This is a genomic window from Methylobacterium sp. E-005 (assembly GCF_022829725.1).
Taxonomy (GTDB): domain Bacteria; phylum Pseudomonadota; class Alphaproteobacteria; order Rhizobiales; family Beijerinckiaceae; genus Methylobacterium.
Map to the genome: position 1 here is coordinate 1 of NZ_JAKSYG010000155.1, position 14,259 is coordinate 14,259.

The 14,259-nt window shown below is 70.1% G+C and carries 11 protein-coding genes and 1 pseudogene; 7 read left to right on the plus strand and 5 right to left on the minus strand.

The window, feature by feature from the left end:
• The first annotated feature begins 581 nt into the window (after positions 1-581).
• Positions 582-1,970, plus strand: a complete 1,389-nt coding sequence (locus MKK88_RS16945; protein WP_244001679.1) for a deoxyribodipyrimidine photo-lyase — start codon at positions 582-584, stop codon at positions 1,968-1,970.
• A 16-nt stretch (positions 1,971-1,986) separates the two neighbouring features.
• Here the strand turns inward: MKK88_RS16945 and MKK88_RS16950 are convergent, their stop codons facing one another.
• Positions 1,987-2,223, minus strand: a complete 237-nt coding sequence (locus MKK88_RS16950; RefSeq protein ID WP_244001681.1) for a hypothetical protein — start codon at positions 2,221-2,223, stop codon at positions 1,987-1,989.
• Between the two features lie 559 nt (positions 2,224-2,782).
• Here MKK88_RS16950 and MKK88_RS16955 point away from each other — a divergent pair.
• The 4 genes from MKK88_RS16955 to MKK88_RS16970 all read left to right on the plus strand — a co-directional run bounded on the left by MKK88_RS16955 (position 2,783) and on the right by MKK88_RS16970 (position 7,083).
• Positions 2,783-4,459 (plus strand): methyl-accepting chemotaxis protein, encoded by a 1,677-nt coding sequence (locus tag MKK88_RS16955; protein WP_244001683.1) that lies wholly within the window; start codon positions 2,783-2,785, stop codon positions 4,457-4,459.
• An 88-nt stretch (positions 4,460-4,547) separates the two neighbouring features.
• A complete protein-coding gene (locus MKK88_RS16960; protein WP_244001685.1) occupies positions 4,548-5,927 on the plus strand; it encodes a chloride channel protein in 1,380 nt (459 codons plus the stop codon).
• Positions 5,928-6,038: 111 nt separating this feature from the next.
• Entirely contained in the window at positions 6,039-6,218 is a 180-nt protein-coding gene (locus MKK88_RS16965; protein WP_010685332.1) for a DUF1328 domain-containing protein, read from the plus strand.
• 10 nt (positions 6,219-6,228) lie between these two features.
• Positions 6,229-7,083 (plus strand): SDR family oxidoreductase, encoded by an 855-nt coding sequence (locus MKK88_RS16970; RefSeq protein ID WP_244001687.1) that lies wholly within the window; start codon positions 6,229-6,231, stop codon positions 7,081-7,083.
• A gap of 492 nt (positions 7,084-7,575) precedes the next feature.
• Here MKK88_RS16970 and MKK88_RS16975 read toward each other — a convergent pair whose 3' ends face one another.
• Positions 7,576-8,535 (minus strand): cation diffusion facilitator family transporter, encoded by a 960-nt coding sequence (locus tag MKK88_RS16975; RefSeq protein ID WP_244001689.1) that lies wholly within the window; start codon positions 8,533-8,535, stop codon positions 7,576-7,578.
• 130 nt (positions 8,536-8,665) lie between these two features.
• Between MKK88_RS16975 and MKK88_RS16980 the strand changes: the two genes are divergently transcribed.
• Positions 8,666-9,103: an HIT family protein gene (locus MKK88_RS16980; RefSeq protein WP_244001691.1), complete on the plus strand. Its 438-nt coding sequence runs from the start codon at positions 8,666-8,668 to the stop codon at positions 9,101-9,103.
• Between the two features lie 3 nt (positions 9,104-9,106).
• Here the strand turns inward: MKK88_RS16980 and MKK88_RS16985 are convergent, their stop codons facing one another.
• The 3 genes from MKK88_RS16985 to MKK88_RS16995 form a co-directional block, all read right to left on the minus strand.
• A complete protein-coding gene (locus tag MKK88_RS16985; protein WP_244001693.1) occupies positions 9,107-9,511 on the minus strand; it encodes a PilZ domain-containing protein in 405 nt (134 codons plus the stop codon).
• A gap of 256 nt (positions 9,512-9,767) precedes the next feature.
• Positions 9,768-9,998, minus strand: a complete 231-nt coding sequence (locus MKK88_RS16990) for a hypothetical protein (protein WP_244001695.1) — start codon at positions 9,996-9,998, stop codon at positions 9,768-9,770.
• A 116-nt stretch (positions 9,999-10,114) separates the two neighbouring features.
• A complete protein-coding gene (locus tag MKK88_RS16995) occupies positions 10,115-12,202 on the minus strand; it encodes an NAD(+) synthase (RefSeq protein WP_244001697.1) in 2,088 nt (695 codons plus the stop codon).
• A gap of 320 nt (positions 12,203-12,522) precedes the next feature.
• Between MKK88_RS16995 and MKK88_RS17000 the strand changes: the two are divergent.
• Positions 12,523-14,259: pseudogene (locus tag MKK88_RS17000) on the plus strand (DNA translocase FtsK); the annotation flags it as partial.

Sequence of the window (14,259 nt, forward strand, 5' to 3'; positions counted from 1 at the left end):
CCGGCAGCGTGGCAGAGATCCTGGTCGAGATCATCGGGGCGTATCCTCCCGCGCCTGTCCCGGCGCTCCGCCCCAGCATGCCGCCCCGATCCGGCGGGATCCAGCCGGTCGGGGCGGGCTTCGGTGACAGAGGAGGCCTGCCCAAGGGGCGGACAGAAAAAAGGCCACTCCACGAGGGAGCGGCCCGAAGTCTAGGGAGGAAACGCCCAAGAAGGGCTGCAGGACCGCGACGCCATCGCTGTCCCGCGCTGCACAATCTGCGCTTCGGGGTGAATTTTTCAAGGTCGTCAGGACAGCACCGCTGTCCTTTCGTGCGGGCGCACACGCATCTGCGAGACGCTGTGTTGAAAATGCCGCAGGCGCATGACGTGGCGCCGAGACAAGAATTCCCCCGTCAAGCACGGGTCGATCGGCCGGTAAGTCGCTGACGAAACGTATGTTTGAGCTGTCGATCCCCGTTCTGGCCGCGCCGCTCGACTGCGCCCGGCCGTGTTCACGCCGTGGAGAGACGAGGACGCGGTTCGCGCTAGCTCTCCGGCCAAGTCTCAACAACGCAGCGCGAAGCAGGGATCAGGGTGGGCATGGCGATCCAGGGTGAGCGAATTCGGGTTCTCAACGATGTCGAGCCGCGCGCGGACGGGGCTTACGTGCTCTATCTCCTGCAACAGGCCAATCGGGCGACGTTCAACCCGGCCCTCGAATACGCCATCGAGGAGGCGAACCGCCTGGATCTGCCGGTCGTCGCCTGCTTCGGCCTGCTGGACGGGGCCAGCGGCTTTCCCGAGGCCAACGCCCGGCACTACGCCTTCCTGCTCCAGGGTCTCGCGGATGCGAAGGCCGGCCTGGAGAAGCGGGGCATCGGCTTCGTCATGCGCAAGGCCTCGCCCGCCAAGGTCGCCGTCGACCTCGCCAGGGATGCGGCGCTCCTCGTCCTCGACCGTGGCTACCTCGCCATCCAGAAGGGCTGGTACGCGGAGATTACCGAGGCGGTGAAGAGCCGGATCGTCCAGGTCGAGGGCGATGTGGTGGTGCCGGTCGAGATCGCCTCGAAGAAGCACGAATACGCCGCCCGGACCCTGCGGCCGAAGCTGAATCGATTGTGGGATCCGTTCATCGCCGAGCTGAAGCCGCGCAAGCCCAGGCACGCCGCCGGCAAGCTCAAGCTCGAGAGCGCCATCGATGTCTCGGATCCCGAGGCGGTGCTCGCCGGGATGACGCTCGACCGGGTGGTGGGGCCGGTGAAGCGCTTCATCGGCGGCGAGACCGAGGCCCGCAAGCGCCTGAAGGCCTTCCTCAAGGACGGTTTTGCGGGCTACGGCGCGGACCGCAACATGCCGGAGGCGGCCGCCGCCTCGCATATGAGCCCCTACCTGCATTTCGGCCAGATCTCGCCCGTGGAGATCGCCCTGGCGGTGCGCGAAGCCGAGATCGGCGACGATGACGACCGCGGCGCCTACCTGGAGGAGCTGATCGTCCGGCGCGAACTCGCCATGAACCACGTCTTCTACACGGAGGGCTACGATTCCTACGCGGCGGCGGTGCCCGAATGGGCCCGCAAGACGCTGGCCGAACACGCGAAGGACGAGCGCCCGCACGCCTATTCCGAGGAGCAACTGGCCGCCGGCGAGACCCATGACCGCTACTGGAACGCCGCGATGCAGGAGATGCGTGAGACCGGCTACATGCACAACCAGCTGCGGATGTACTGGGGCAAGAAGATCCTCGAATGGTCACCCTCGCCGGAGGAGGGGTTCGCCCGCACGCTCCGGATCAACAATCGCTACTTCCTCGATGGACGCGACGCGAATTCCTTCACCAACGTCGCCTGGGTGTACGGCCTGCACGACCGCCCCTGGCAGAAACGGAAGGTCTTTGGGACCGTCCGCTACCAGAGCGAGAACTCGCTGAAGAGGTTCGACGCAAAGGCTTACGTGAAGGCGGTGGAGAAGCTCTGCGCCGCGGAGGGGTGAGGGCGGCCGCCGCTCATCAAGACAGCCGCCGCACGTTCCAGAACACGGACAGGTTCCTGACCGCGTCCTGCAGATCGCCGTCCCTGCCGAACCGCTGATCGAACTCCTGCAGCACTCGGTTGCGCGTCACGGAGGCGGAGGTCGTGAGGGGATCGAGAACCGTGACATCCGCCTGCGGCACGAAGCGCGGGGTCCGCGGGCGCTCGTTCTGCGCGAGCGCGGGCCGGGCGGGCCGGAACGGGGTGGTGCCCACAGTGGCGCCGACAGCGGCGGCCCCCGGCGAGCAAGCTTCGGCCCAGCATGGCGAAAAGCCTCGCCGGTCATGTCGGACGCAGGCGTCCACCCCGGCCGGGAAGCGGCGCCTCCCGCCTGCCCCCTGTCACGACGGCAGGACTGGGGTCGCATGCCGCCAGAGACCCGTCGCTCCCTCTGCGGGGCCCTTCATCACGCCGCTCGGAACGCGGCTGACAACTGCGTCCTGGCGCCCGATCAAGGCGATTGCCCCACGCGGAGCCGATCTCCGGCGTGATCGGCAGCGCGGCCTGTGCTCAGCGCCTCGGGAACCACAGGTCCTTGAACCCGAAATGCAACCTATGGGTGATATGATTTGATCCATGATAGTTTGTTAGTTTACGTATGGAAATAATCGAATATTCGTACGGATTCAACCTTCATTAATCGGAGTTATACTACGACACTAGTCATATCCATGTGTCGCTGCCGAGCTCGCCTGCAGTTCCCCCACATGGTCCGGCCCCGATCTTCGACCCGCCCCCGTTCCGGCTTCCGGAGCGAAGGATGACAGACACCCTATGACCGTCCGCATCGGCGCCCGCATCCAGGGCATCACCTGCGTTGCTCTCCTCGGCATGGCCGCCCTGATCGGCCTATCCGTCTGGGGTTTGTCGGAGGCGGTCACCGAGGCGCGCGCGTTGCAGACGCGCAACCTCGTCGAGACCGCCCACGGCGTCCTCACGTATTTCGAGGGCGAGGAGCGGGCAGGCCGCATGAGTCGCGCGACAGCCCAGCAGGCCGCGGTCACGGCGGTCCGGGGGCTCCATTACGCGGGCAACGAGTATTTCTGGATTCAGGATATGCAGCCTCGCATGGTGCTGCATCCGAAGGTGGACCTCATCGGCAAGGATATTGCCGGGATCACGGATGCGAAGGGTCGGCACCTCTTCATCGACATGGTCGAGCAGGTGAAGCGGTCCGGTGGCGGCCTCGTCCCCTACCTGTGGCCGAAGCCCGGTGTCGATGTGCCGGTCGCCAAGATCTCCTACGTCCAGGGCTTCGCGCCCTGGGGCTGGATCATTGGAACCGGCATCTATGCGGATGACACCGCCGCCCAGCTGCGCCCCACCCTGGTGACGCTCCTCGCCGGCGCCGCGGTCGCGGCGGCCGCCATCGCGTTCCTGGCGATGCTGATCGGCCGCGGCGTGGCACGCCCGATCGGCGCATTGACCGGGGCCATGGAGGGCTTGGCTTCGGGCGATCTCGACCGGGCCGTACCGAAGGCCGCGCGGGCCGACGAGATCGGCCGCATGACCGACGCCGTGCATGTCTTCAAGACCAACCTGCTCCGCACGCGGGCCTTGGAGAGCGAGACCGTCCAGGCACGCCGCGCCGCGGAGGAGCAGCGCCGGATCGGGATGCGCCAGATGGCCGACACCTTCGAGGGTGCGGTCGGCGCCATTGTCGGGCTCGTCTCGGCATCGGCCACGGCGCTGCAGGCGACCGCCCAGAAGATGACGCTGACCGCCAGCGCAACCGCGCAACAATCCACGATGGTCGCCGTGGCGGCCGAGGAGGCCGCCTCCAACGTCGGCACCGTAGCGGCGGCTGCCGAGGAACTCGGCTCCTCGGTCCAGGAGATCGGGCGGCAGGTGCAGGGCTCGGCCAGTCTCGCGCATCTCGCGGTCGGCGAGGCCGACGAGGCCGGCGCCCGTGTGCAGGATCTCAGCGCGGCCGTGGCCCGCATCGGCGACGTGGCCGGGCTGATCGCGTCGATCGCGGGGCAGACCAATCTGCTGGCCCTCAACGCCACCATCGAGGCCGCCCGCGCCGGGGCGGCGGGGCGGGGGTTTGCCGTCGTCGCCTCCGAGGTGAAGGCGTTGGCCGAGCAGACCGCCAGGGCCACGCACGAGATCTCGGGACAGATCCTGCGGATCCAGGGCTCGACCGGGCAGGCGGTCACGTCGATCGCGGGCATCACGGGGCGCATCCGGGAGATCAGCGACGTGGCGACGTCGATCGCGGCCGCGGTGGAGGAGCAGGGTGCGGCCACGCAGGAGATCGTGCGGAACGTGAGCCAGGCCGCGTCAGGCACCGGCGACGTGACCGGCAACATCGCGGGCGTCGCCGATGCCGCAGAGGAGACGGGGGCGGCGGCTGTCGCCGTTCTCGGCGCCGCCTCGGAGCTGTCCCTCCAATCCGAGCGCCTCGCCGCCGAGGTCGGACACTTCCTGGCCACCGTCCGCGCGGCCTGATCCGGCGGGACGGACACACGACCTGGGCCATTCTCGTCCAAGTGCGGTATAGCGTCCGTTCCGGCGGTACGGATACAGTTGCTCGATCATGGTGGACACACGGGACGACGCGCGGGTAACGACCGGCTCCCCCCGCCCGCGGCGCTCCCGCTACCGCCGCTCGATCATGCGCCTGCGTTCCGCCTCGCTGGAGGCCTATCCGCTCTGGCGCGGGCGGCTGCTGTTCCTGGCGGGGGGCATCTGCGTCGGTCTCGCCGCCGTGCTGATGGCCAAGGGGGCGGACCTCGCCCAGGACGGGTTCCGGCGGCTCATCGCGGTCTCCCCGCTCATCGCCCTGGTGCTGACGCCGGCAGGCTTCGCGCTCGCCGCGCTGCTCGCCCGCACGGTGTTCCCGAACTCGCAAGGCTCGGGCATCCCGCAGGTGATCGCCGCCCGGCACGCCCGGGACGCGCGCTTCCGGTTCTCGCTGATCTCCCCCCGGGTGGCCCTCGGCAAGGTGCTGATGCTGTTCCTCGGCCTGTTCTGTGGCGCCTCCGCGGGCCGCGAGGGGCCGACCGTGCAGGTCGGCGCCGCCATCATGGCGGCCTTCGGTCGGCTCACGCCGGACCGCCTGCCGGGCCTGCTGCTGGCGGGCGGCGCGGCCGGCGTCGCGGCGGCCTTCAACACCCCGCTCGCCGGCATCGTGTTCGGCATCGAGGAGCTGGGTCGGGCCTACGAGGCGCGCTCCTCCGGTCTGATCGTGGCCGGCATCGTGGCGGCGGGCCTGACCTCCCTGTGGCTGCTGGGCAATTACACCTATTTCGGTACCACCCAGGCCGAGCTGCCGTTCGCCGCGAGCTGGATCGTGCTGGTGATCGCCCTGATCGGCGGGCTCGCAGGCGGGCTGTTCAGCCGCATCGTGATCCTGTTCGCCCGGGGCCTGCCCGGGCGGGTCGGCCGCCTGATCCGGGCGCGGCCGGTGGTGTTCGCGGCCATCTGCGGGCTATGCGTCGCCCTGTGCGGCCTCGCCTCCAACGGGGCGGCCTATGGCACCGGCTATGAGGAGGCCCGGAATATTCTCCATGGCGACGCGGCAGCGGGCTGGTTCTACGCGCCGCTCAAATTCGCCGCCACGGTGCTGAGCTCGATCAGCGGCATCCCGGGCGGGCTGTTCGCACCGTCGCTGGCGGTCGGAGCCGGCCTGGGCGGCGCGGTCCATGGTCTCCTGCCCGAGATACCCGTGGGCGCCCTCGTGCTGATCGGCATGGTGGCCTACCTCACCGGCGTGCTCCAGGCGCCGATCACCAGCTTCGTCATCGTCACCGAGATGACCCAGAACCACGCGATGATGATCCCGCTGATGGTGGCCGCCCTGGTCTCCGATGCGGCCTCGAAGGCGGTCTGCCGGGGCGGGCTCTATCACACGCTCGCCGAGATCATGCTGGAGCGCGCCGACGTGCCGGCGCAACCGGTGGCCAAGACCGCCTGATCCGTCTTAAGAAAAAAAGCGGCTCCGGCGGGGGCGGCGGAACGGTCTCGCTTGGCGCCGGTTGAGGCCAAGAAACCTCGGCCCGCGGTTGGGCCCCTGTGGAGTGATGCCATGACGCTGCTGAAATGGGCCCTCATCTGCTTCGTGATCTCCCTGATCGCCGGCGGCCTCGGCTTCACGGGGATCGCCTCGGGCGCCGGTTCGCTCGCCCGGATCCTGTTCGGCCTGTTCCTGCTGATCGCCATCGTGATCGTGGTCATCGCCTTCGCGGTCGGCCAAGCGGTCTTCTGAGGCCGGCGTGATGCGCGGCAAGGTCTGCCTCGTCACCGGGGCGACCAACGGCATCGGCTACGAAACGGCGCTCGGCCTCGCGCGCCTGGGCGCGCGGGTCGCCATCGTCGGGCGCGATCCTGGGAAGACCCGGGCCAGCGCCGAGCGGATCCGCGCCGCAGTGCCTGGCGCGGCGGTCGATCCGCACGTGGCCGACCTGTCGGCCCAGGCCGGGATCCGGCGGCTCGCCGGGACCCTGCGTGCGGCCTATCCGCGGCTTGATGGGCTGGTGAACAATGCCGGGGCGATCTTCGACCGCCGGACCCTCACCGCCGACGGGATCGAGCGCACCTGGGCGCTCGATCACCTGGGCTACGTGCTGCTGACGTTGGAACTCCTCGACACCCTCAAGGCCTCGGCGGCGGTGGGCGGCAAGCCGCGCATCGTCAACGTCGCCTCCGCGGCCCATTACCGGGGGCACATCGATTTCGACGACATCGAGGGCGCGCGGCGCTACGGGGCGATGCGGGCTTATGCCCAGGCCAAGCTCGGAAACGTGCTGTTCACCTACGCCCTCGCCCGGCGGCTGCGCCCGGACGGCATCACCGTCAATGCCCTGCATCCGGGGGTGATCAACACGGGCTTCGCCAAGAACACCGGCGGCCTGTTCGGCACCGCGTGGTCGCTGATGCGGCCGTTCCTGACCACGCCCGAGAAGGGCGCACAGACCTCGCTCCATGTGGCGAGCGCGCCGGAACTCGACGGCGTCACCGGCCGCTACTTCTCCCATTCGAAGCCGAAGACCTCCTCGGCGGAGAGCCGCGACGAGGCCGTTCAGGAGCGCGTCTGGGCGCTGAGCCTGAAGCAGGTGGGGCGGAGCGCGTGAGGCGAGATCGGCTCAGGTGAGGCCTGAGCCGGGGCTCGGCTCAGTGGATGGTGTGACGACGATTATGGCCCCCAGAGCGTGTCGCGTTCCCCGCGGGTCAAAGGAGCTTGCGGAGCCCGCTTATCCGTCGCTAGGGCGGCTTGGCGAATGGCCGCAACAGGCTCGGCAAGGGGCCTTGTCGCGACTACGGCTCCGGCGGTCTGGCGCACCGGCTTGATCGTCGCCGCAGGGTTGGGCGCATCGTCCGGATGCACGGTGGCCTCGGCTGCGGTTCGTGGCGGGTTTGTTCAGGCGCCCCGTCCCGGACAGGTGAGCAATCGCGGAACCTGATCCGGGATCTGCCACGAGACGTTGCGAAGCGTCCGCCGCACCCAAACGGTGCCGCTTGCGCGGCACTGTCTTAGGCGGGCTCCCGCACCGCATGCCATTTTCGCTTCATGCGCCCGGCAACGGACAGGGTGCCAGATCCAAGGGGGCCGCCGTGAAACCTCCTCACGCCGCCCGCCGCACCACGTGATCCCCCTGCTGCTGGATCTCGATGAACACCCGGGTCACGTCCGGATTACGCTCCTTCAGCGCCCGGTCGAGGCGGGTCACGAGGCTTTCGACCTCGCCCGCGCTGAGGTCGTCGGCCATGTCGATGCTGAGATTGACCAGGATGTCGGAGGGGCCGAGATGCTGGGTGAGCACCTCGTTGACGTGGAGCACCCCCGGCTCGGCCCGGGCCAGCTCCGAGATCGCCGCGATGATCTCGGGATCGGCCGCCTCGCCGATCAGCAGGCCGTGGGTCTCGATCATCAGGAAGCCCGCCATCCCGATCAGCACGAGGCCGATTCCCACGGAGGCCCAGCCGTCGAGGCTCGGCATGTCGAGGAGGTGGCTGGCCGCGACGCCCGCCAGGGCGATCACGAGGCCGATCAGCGCGGCCGTGTCTTCGGCCAGCACCGTGAACAGGGTCGGGTCCTTGCTGCGCCGGATCGCCCGCACCGCCGAGTGCTTGCCCTTCTCGGACCAGAATTGCCGCATCGCCACGAAGAACGAGGTGCCCTCGGCCGCGATGGCGAAGCCGAGGATCGCGACGTTCACCCAGATTCCGGGCAGCCGGTAGCCGAAGAGTTCGGCATCCACATCCGGCTCGGGGTGGCGGACCCGCTCGATCCCCTCGTAGACCGCGAAGACGCCGCCACCGAGGAAGATCATCAGCGCGACCACGAAGGCGTAGAAGTAGATCTCGCGGCCGTAGCCGAACGGGTGGCGGTCATCGGCCGGCCGCTCGGACCGCTTCATGCCGACGAGCAGCAGCACCTGATTGGCCGTATCGACCACCGAGTGCACCCCTTCGGCGAGCATCGCGGTCGAGCCGGTCAGCGCCCAGCCGATGAATTTCGCCGTCGCGATGGCGAGGTTGGCACCCGCCGCCGCATAGATCGCCCCCGTGCTCTCGTGCGCCATCCGGTAACCTCTACACGCCGATCCGCTCCGACCGCGGCGGTGCAAGCATCTCGGGGGCGGCGGGTTCCCATGTGGACGCGGCCGGGCGGCCCGTGCAACCTGTCGCCGCTCAAGGATCTCCGGAGGCGGCATGGCCGACGCGCATTACGACCCCGACAACATCTTCGCCAAGATCCTGCGCGGTGAGATCCCCTGCCACCGCGTCTACGAAGACGCGCAGACGCTGGCCTTCATGGATGTGATGCCCCAGGGCGAGGGCCATACCCTGGTGATCCCGAAGGCGCCGGCCCGGGGCCTGCTCGATGCCGAACCCGAATCGCTCGCGGCGCTGATGGCGAGCGTCCAGCGCGTCGCCCGGGCCGTGAAGGCGGCGTTCCAGGCGGACGGGCTGACCCTGTTCCAGTTCAACGAGCCGGCCGGCGGCCAGACCGTGTTCCACCTGCACGTCCACGTCATCCCGCGGCGCGAGGGCGTGCCCTTGAAGCGCCACGAGGGCGGCATGGCCGACAACACGGTCCTGGCCGAGCACGCGGCGCGCATCCGCGCGGCGCTCGAAGCGCAGGGATAGAAGTTAGGCCGCGCTCGCCGAATCGCCCTGGGCCATGCTGGCGAGCAGCCTGCGCAGGGCGGCGTTCTCGGTCTCCAACTCGCTCACGCGCCGCAGCAGCATGGTCACGGAGGCCTCGGACGCGGCTGGATCGAGCGCCGATGGGGCCGGGGCCCGGGCGGGGTCCTCGAAGATGACGCCGATCCCGTCCTCCCGCCGCCAGCGCAGGGTTGCGCGGTAGGTACGGTCCTTCTGCGGGATGTAGAGGTCGAACGCCTCCGGCAGCGTTGCGGCGTCGCTCATGACCAGGCGCGCGCCGGAGGAGGACATGTCGCGCACGAGGCAGTCGAAGCTGGACGATCCGTTGTTGAAGACGATGCGGCCCTTGAGGAAGACCCTCTGGCGCGTCTCTCGGCGGTGCTCCGACATCGGGCGGCTCCGGAAGGCTGGCGATCCGACTCAATCTGCATGCCAGCTCTTAAGGAATCTTCGCCGGGATACGGGACTCGGGGCCTAATTCGCGGGCGGATACCGGTAGAGATGTGGGCAGAGACATGTTCTCGCCCGAGGGCGGTGCGGCAGCTATCGCGTCTGCGCGTCTCCCTCCCCCCTTTGCGGGGGAGGGGGAGAAGCGGACAGGCTCATCCTCAATCTGGAAACGGTAATCTGCGAACCCGCCGCCCGCTCACGCCATGAAGCGCCGGTCCATGGTCTGGAACAGATAGAACCCGTTGAACCGCACCGCGGTGTCGGCGGCCCGGTCGTCGAAGTCGCGGGGCTGCTGGCTGCCGTCGCACAGCTTGCCGCCGAAGACCCACCGGCCGGCGCCGATGAAGGGCGGAACGGTGCTCGCCTCCGGCACCGCGCAGCAGAGGCCTTCCTCGCCCTTGAGCTGGAACAGGTTGTAGCTTCGCATTCGAAGTCCTCCGCCTGGCCGCCCTCAAAGCCGAATATTCCCAGTGCGTAATCTTGCGCTGCGAAGAATCGGCTTGACCGTGCTCATAATAGCACAATCCGTCGAGTTTGTGACGGTCAAGTTTCGGGGACGTTTCGCTCGAGCTCCGCGATCCAGATCCGCGCCGACCCGTCGGACGGCGCGCGCCAGTCGCCCCGCGGCGACAGGGAGCCGCCGGCCGAGACTTTTGGGCCGTTCGGGAGCGCCGAGCGCTTGAACTGGCTGAAGCCGAAATAGCGGGTCAGGAACACCCCAAGCCAGCGGCGGATCTCGGGGAGGTCGTAGGCGACCCGCTTGGCCTCGGGGAAGTCCGGCGCCCAGAAGCCGCGCTCCTTGTCGCCCCAGGCGTGCAGCGCCAGGAAGGCGATCTTCGAGGGCCGGAATCCGTGGCGCAGCGTGTAGAACAGGGTGAAGTCCTGCAGCGCGTAGGGGCCGATCGTGGCCTCCGTGCTCTGCGGGCTGTCATCCTGATCCATCGGCACCAGCTCGGGGGAGATCTCGGTGTCGAGGATCGCCTGGAGGGTGCGGGCCTCCTCGGGGCCGACCTCGCCGTTGCCGATCACCCAGCGGATCAGGTGCTGGATCAGGGTCTTGGGCACGCCGGCATTGACCGCGTAATGGCTCATCTGGTCGCCGACGCCGTAGGTGCACCAGCCGAGCGCCAGCTCCGAGAGGTCGCCGGTGCCGACCACGAGGCCGCCCGCATGGTTGGCGAGCCGGAACAGGTAATCGGTGCGCAGGCCCGCCTGCACGTTCTCGAAGGTCACGTCGTAGACCGCCTCGCCCCTGGCGAAGGGGTGGTTCATGTCGGCGAGCATCTGCTTGGCGGCCGGGCGGATGTCGATCTCGGCGGCCGTGCAGCCCAAGGCCTTCATGAGGGCGTGGGCGTTGGTCTTGGTGGCGTTCGAGGTGGCGAAGCCCGGCAGCGTGTAGGCCAGGATGTCGGAGCGCGGATAGCCCAGGCGGTCGAACGCCTTGGCGATCACGATCAGCGCATGGGTCGAATCGAGGCCGCCCGACACGCCGATGATGGCCTTGCGGGTGCCGGTGGCCTCCAGCCGCTTGGCGAGCCCGGAGACCTGGATGTTGTAGGCCTCGAAGCAATCTTGCGCGAGGCGCGACGGGTCGGCCGGCACGAAGGGGAAGCGCTCGATCCGCCGGATCAGGCCGAGATCCGCCCCCGGCGGGTCCAGCCGGAACGGCACCCGGCGATAGGCGAGGGCGTGACGCCGCGCGTCGTCGTCGAAGCTGCCGGCCTGGAGGCGTTCCTGGGCGATCAGGTCGAGGTCGATATCGGCCATCGTGGCGACCGGCGCTTGCGGGAAGCGCTCGCCCTCGGCGAGGCGCACGCCGAGTTCGTCGATGCTGGTCTGACCGTCCCAGGACAGGTCGGTGGTCGATTCGCCCTGGCCGGCGGCGGCATAGACATACGCGCAGGCGCCCCGCATCGCGGCGGCCCGGGACAGGAGCGCCCGCGACTCCGCCCGGCCGACCGTGATCGGGCTGCCTGAGAGATTCGCCAGCACCGTGGCGCCGGCCAGCGCGGCGCGCATGCCCGGGGGCTCGGGCACCCACAGATCCTCGCAGATCTCGACCCCGACCACGAGGCCCGGCAGGTCCTCGGCCGGGAACAGCAGGTCGGTCCCGAAGGGCGCATCGACGCCCGCGACCCGGATGGTCTCGCCCACGATCCCCGCGCCGGAGGCGAAATGGCGCTTCTCGTAGAATTCCCGGTAGTTCGGCAGAAAGGTCTTTGGAACCACGCCGAGCAGGCGCCCGCCCTGGATGGCCAGCGCGCAGTTGTAGATCCGGTGACGCCAGCGCAGCGGCGCGCCGACGAGCAGCAGCGGGCGCAGGGAGGCCGATTCGGCGATCACCCGGGCGGCGGCTTCCTCCACGGCATCGAGCAGGGTCTGCTGCAGCAACAGATCCTCGATCGCGTAGGCCGAGAGGCCGAGTTCGGTGAAGACCGCCAGCGCCGCGCCCGAATCGTGGCAGGTCTGGGCGAGGGCGAGCACCGCGTCGGCGTTGCGCGTGGGCTCGGCCGGATGGCTGCGGCCCGTGCAGGCCGCGACCCGGGCGAAGCCGTGGCGGTAGAGGGACCGGAAGCCGGCCGGTCCGAGGCCCCGGGGATCGGCGGGAGAGGGGGAAGGCGGCTGGGTCACGGGCACCTGTCCGGGGGAGGGGGCTTCGCGTTTATATGGAGCTCGGCAGCGGGACACGACATGGCCGCCCGCGGGAATAACCGCTGACAGCTGGTCCGCGCATGATCGATTTGTTTCGAGGCGGTCTGGTTGAGCGGATCGCGGCGGCTCTCCCGCATCGCGCGCATCCCGGTCCGGAAGCACGCCATCGCGCCGCCAAACGCCCACATGGTTGCCGCCAGATCGGCCCGCGGCAAGCCTCCATTAACGACGAATGGCCTAACTCAGGGCAGCCCGCCGCGCACCGGCGGATCCCTGTTTCGAGTATCGTTCGAGAACCCATGCGCGCATCGGGACGGCCTCCGTACTCCCACCGTGACCCCGCCCGCCCGGTGCGCGGCGGCGACCGCTCGGGCCTCTCCCTGGGAGCCCTGGCACACCGGCTGATGGCGCTCCGCGTGAGCCTCACCCGCCGTCTCTCCGGGTCGACCGCCGGGCTTCCGGTACGGCCCGCCTATGGTGCCCTCGCGCGCCGGGCGGAGCCGAGCTGGCTGACGACGCCGGCCGCGATGGTCGGGCGCGATATGCAGGAGCGTTCGACGCGTCCGCGCGCGACCCCGCCCGAGCACGTCTGGCCGGATGAGGTGTTCGACGATCGGGCCAGCCTCGATGCGCCGGAGGCTCCGGTCTTCGAGAGCCGAATCGACCGCAGCGCCTCCACGCCGGGCGTTCTGGTGCGCCAGCCGCGCCGACCCGCCGCCATCGCGCCCGATCACGCCCTGGACGTCGCGCCGACGGGTGCCCCGGTCGCCGCGCCGCATCCGGCCATGACGCCCTCGGCGGTACGCTACACCCGCACGCCCGATTCGGTGCTGCAGGAGCGCCGCCAGCGCGCCCTGGAGGCCGAGCGCGTCGCCCTGGAGCGGGCCCGCGCCGAGGCGCAGGCGGCCGCCCTCGCCCTGGAGACCGAGCGGGCCGCCCGCGAGCAGGCGGAGCAGGAACAGGCCGAGCGCGCACGGATCGCCGACATGCAGGCCGAGCAGGCCGTTGCCGCGGACGTCCTGTCCGGCCCCGCGCCCGAGGGCGAGGTGGTGCCCCTGTGGCGCCAACCCTTCGTTGCCCCGCCGGGAGTCCGCTTCTTCCGGACGCCCGACCGCCGCCCGGTCCGGCCCGCGGTGGAGCTGTCAGCCTCGACGGCCGTGATCGTCCCGGTCGAGGTCGCCACGACGGTTCTGGAGCCGGCTATCCAGGAGGCTGTCGCCCAACAGGACGGTTTCGAGGCGGTGGCCGAATCGGAGACGATCGACGCCCCAACCGAGGTCCCGGCCCAGGACTGGTCCGACCTGCCGGACTGGTCGGGGGTTCAGCCCTGGTTCGGTGGCGCCGATTGGTCGTCCGTGGAGGCCTGGGCGGCGCTGGAGCCGCAGGCCCCCGAACCCGCCCCGGCGCCGGTCGCCCCTGAGGTCGCCGCACTGCCGCCGCGCCCGGTCTACGTCCTGGACCGGCTCGTGCGGTTCGACCAGCCGCCGCGCCCCGCCGACGGGCAGGATAACGGCCGGACGCAGGCGTCCGAACCCGCCCGGAGCGATGCCGCCGACGCGGCGATCCGCAGCGCGTTCCTGCCGGCCGCCCCAGTGTCGGCTCCGGCGTCGGCCGGCCTGTCGCTGGTCTTCGGCCCCGGCAGCCCCGCGGCCGAGCCTCCGGCGGCCCCTGCGCCCGAAACGCCGCGCCGCGCGCCGATGCTCAACGCCATGGCGGCCCGGGCGGCGATCCGCGCGGCTGGCCAGCCGACCCCCACGCCGGCCGTTCCGCCGGTCCAGCAAGAGGCTGCGCCCGCACCGGTGGCGTCCGGTCCCGAGCGCGCCGAGGCCGAGCGGGTGGTGATTCCGATGACCCCGCGCCCGGTCCTGCTCCGGGGCAAGCTGGCACCCCAGCCCGATCCGGCTCCGGCCGAGATCGAAGCCGCCGCCGAGATCGAGTCCGAGGTCGAAGCCGAGCCAGTCGTGGCGGCGCTCGAGCCGGTCGCCCCCGCGCCGGTCGCGCTTCCCATGGTCGCGCCTCGCGCCCATCTGATCCCG

Excerpts from the sequence above, each read along its gene's own strand:
- MKK88_RS16945 (WP_244001679.1), top strand. The coding sequence starts at position 582 with ATGGCGATCCAGGGTGAGCGAATTCGGGTTCTCAACGATGTCGAGCCG.
- MKK88_RS16955 (WP_244001683.1), top strand. The coding sequence starts at position 2,783 with ATGACCGTCCGCATCGGCGCCCGCATCCAGGGCATCACCTGCGTTGCT.
- MKK88_RS16960 (WP_244001685.1), top strand. The coding sequence starts at position 4,548 with ATGGTGGACACACGGGACGACGCGCGGGTAACGACCGGCTCCCCCCGC.
- MKK88_RS16965 (WP_010685332.1), top strand. The coding sequence starts at position 6,039 with ATGACGCTGCTGAAATGGGCCCTCATCTGCTTCGTGATCTCCCTGATC.
- MKK88_RS16970 (WP_244001687.1), top strand. The coding sequence starts at position 6,229 with ATGCGCGGCAAGGTCTGCCTCGTCACCGGGGCGACCAACGGCATCGGC.
- MKK88_RS16975 (WP_244001689.1), bottom strand. The coding sequence starts at position 8,535 with ATGGCGCACGAGAGCACGGGGGCGATCTATGCGGCGGCGGGTGCCAAC.
- MKK88_RS16980 (WP_244001691.1), top strand. The coding sequence starts at position 8,666 with ATGGCCGACGCGCATTACGACCCCGACAACATCTTCGCCAAGATCCTG.
- MKK88_RS16985 (WP_244001693.1), bottom strand. The coding sequence starts at position 9,511 with ATGTCGGAGCACCGCCGAGAGACGCGCCAGAGGGTCTTCCTCAAGGGC.
- MKK88_RS16990 (WP_244001695.1), bottom strand. The coding sequence starts at position 9,998 with ATGCGAAGCTACAACCTGTTCCAGCTCAAGGGCGAGGAAGGCCTCTGC.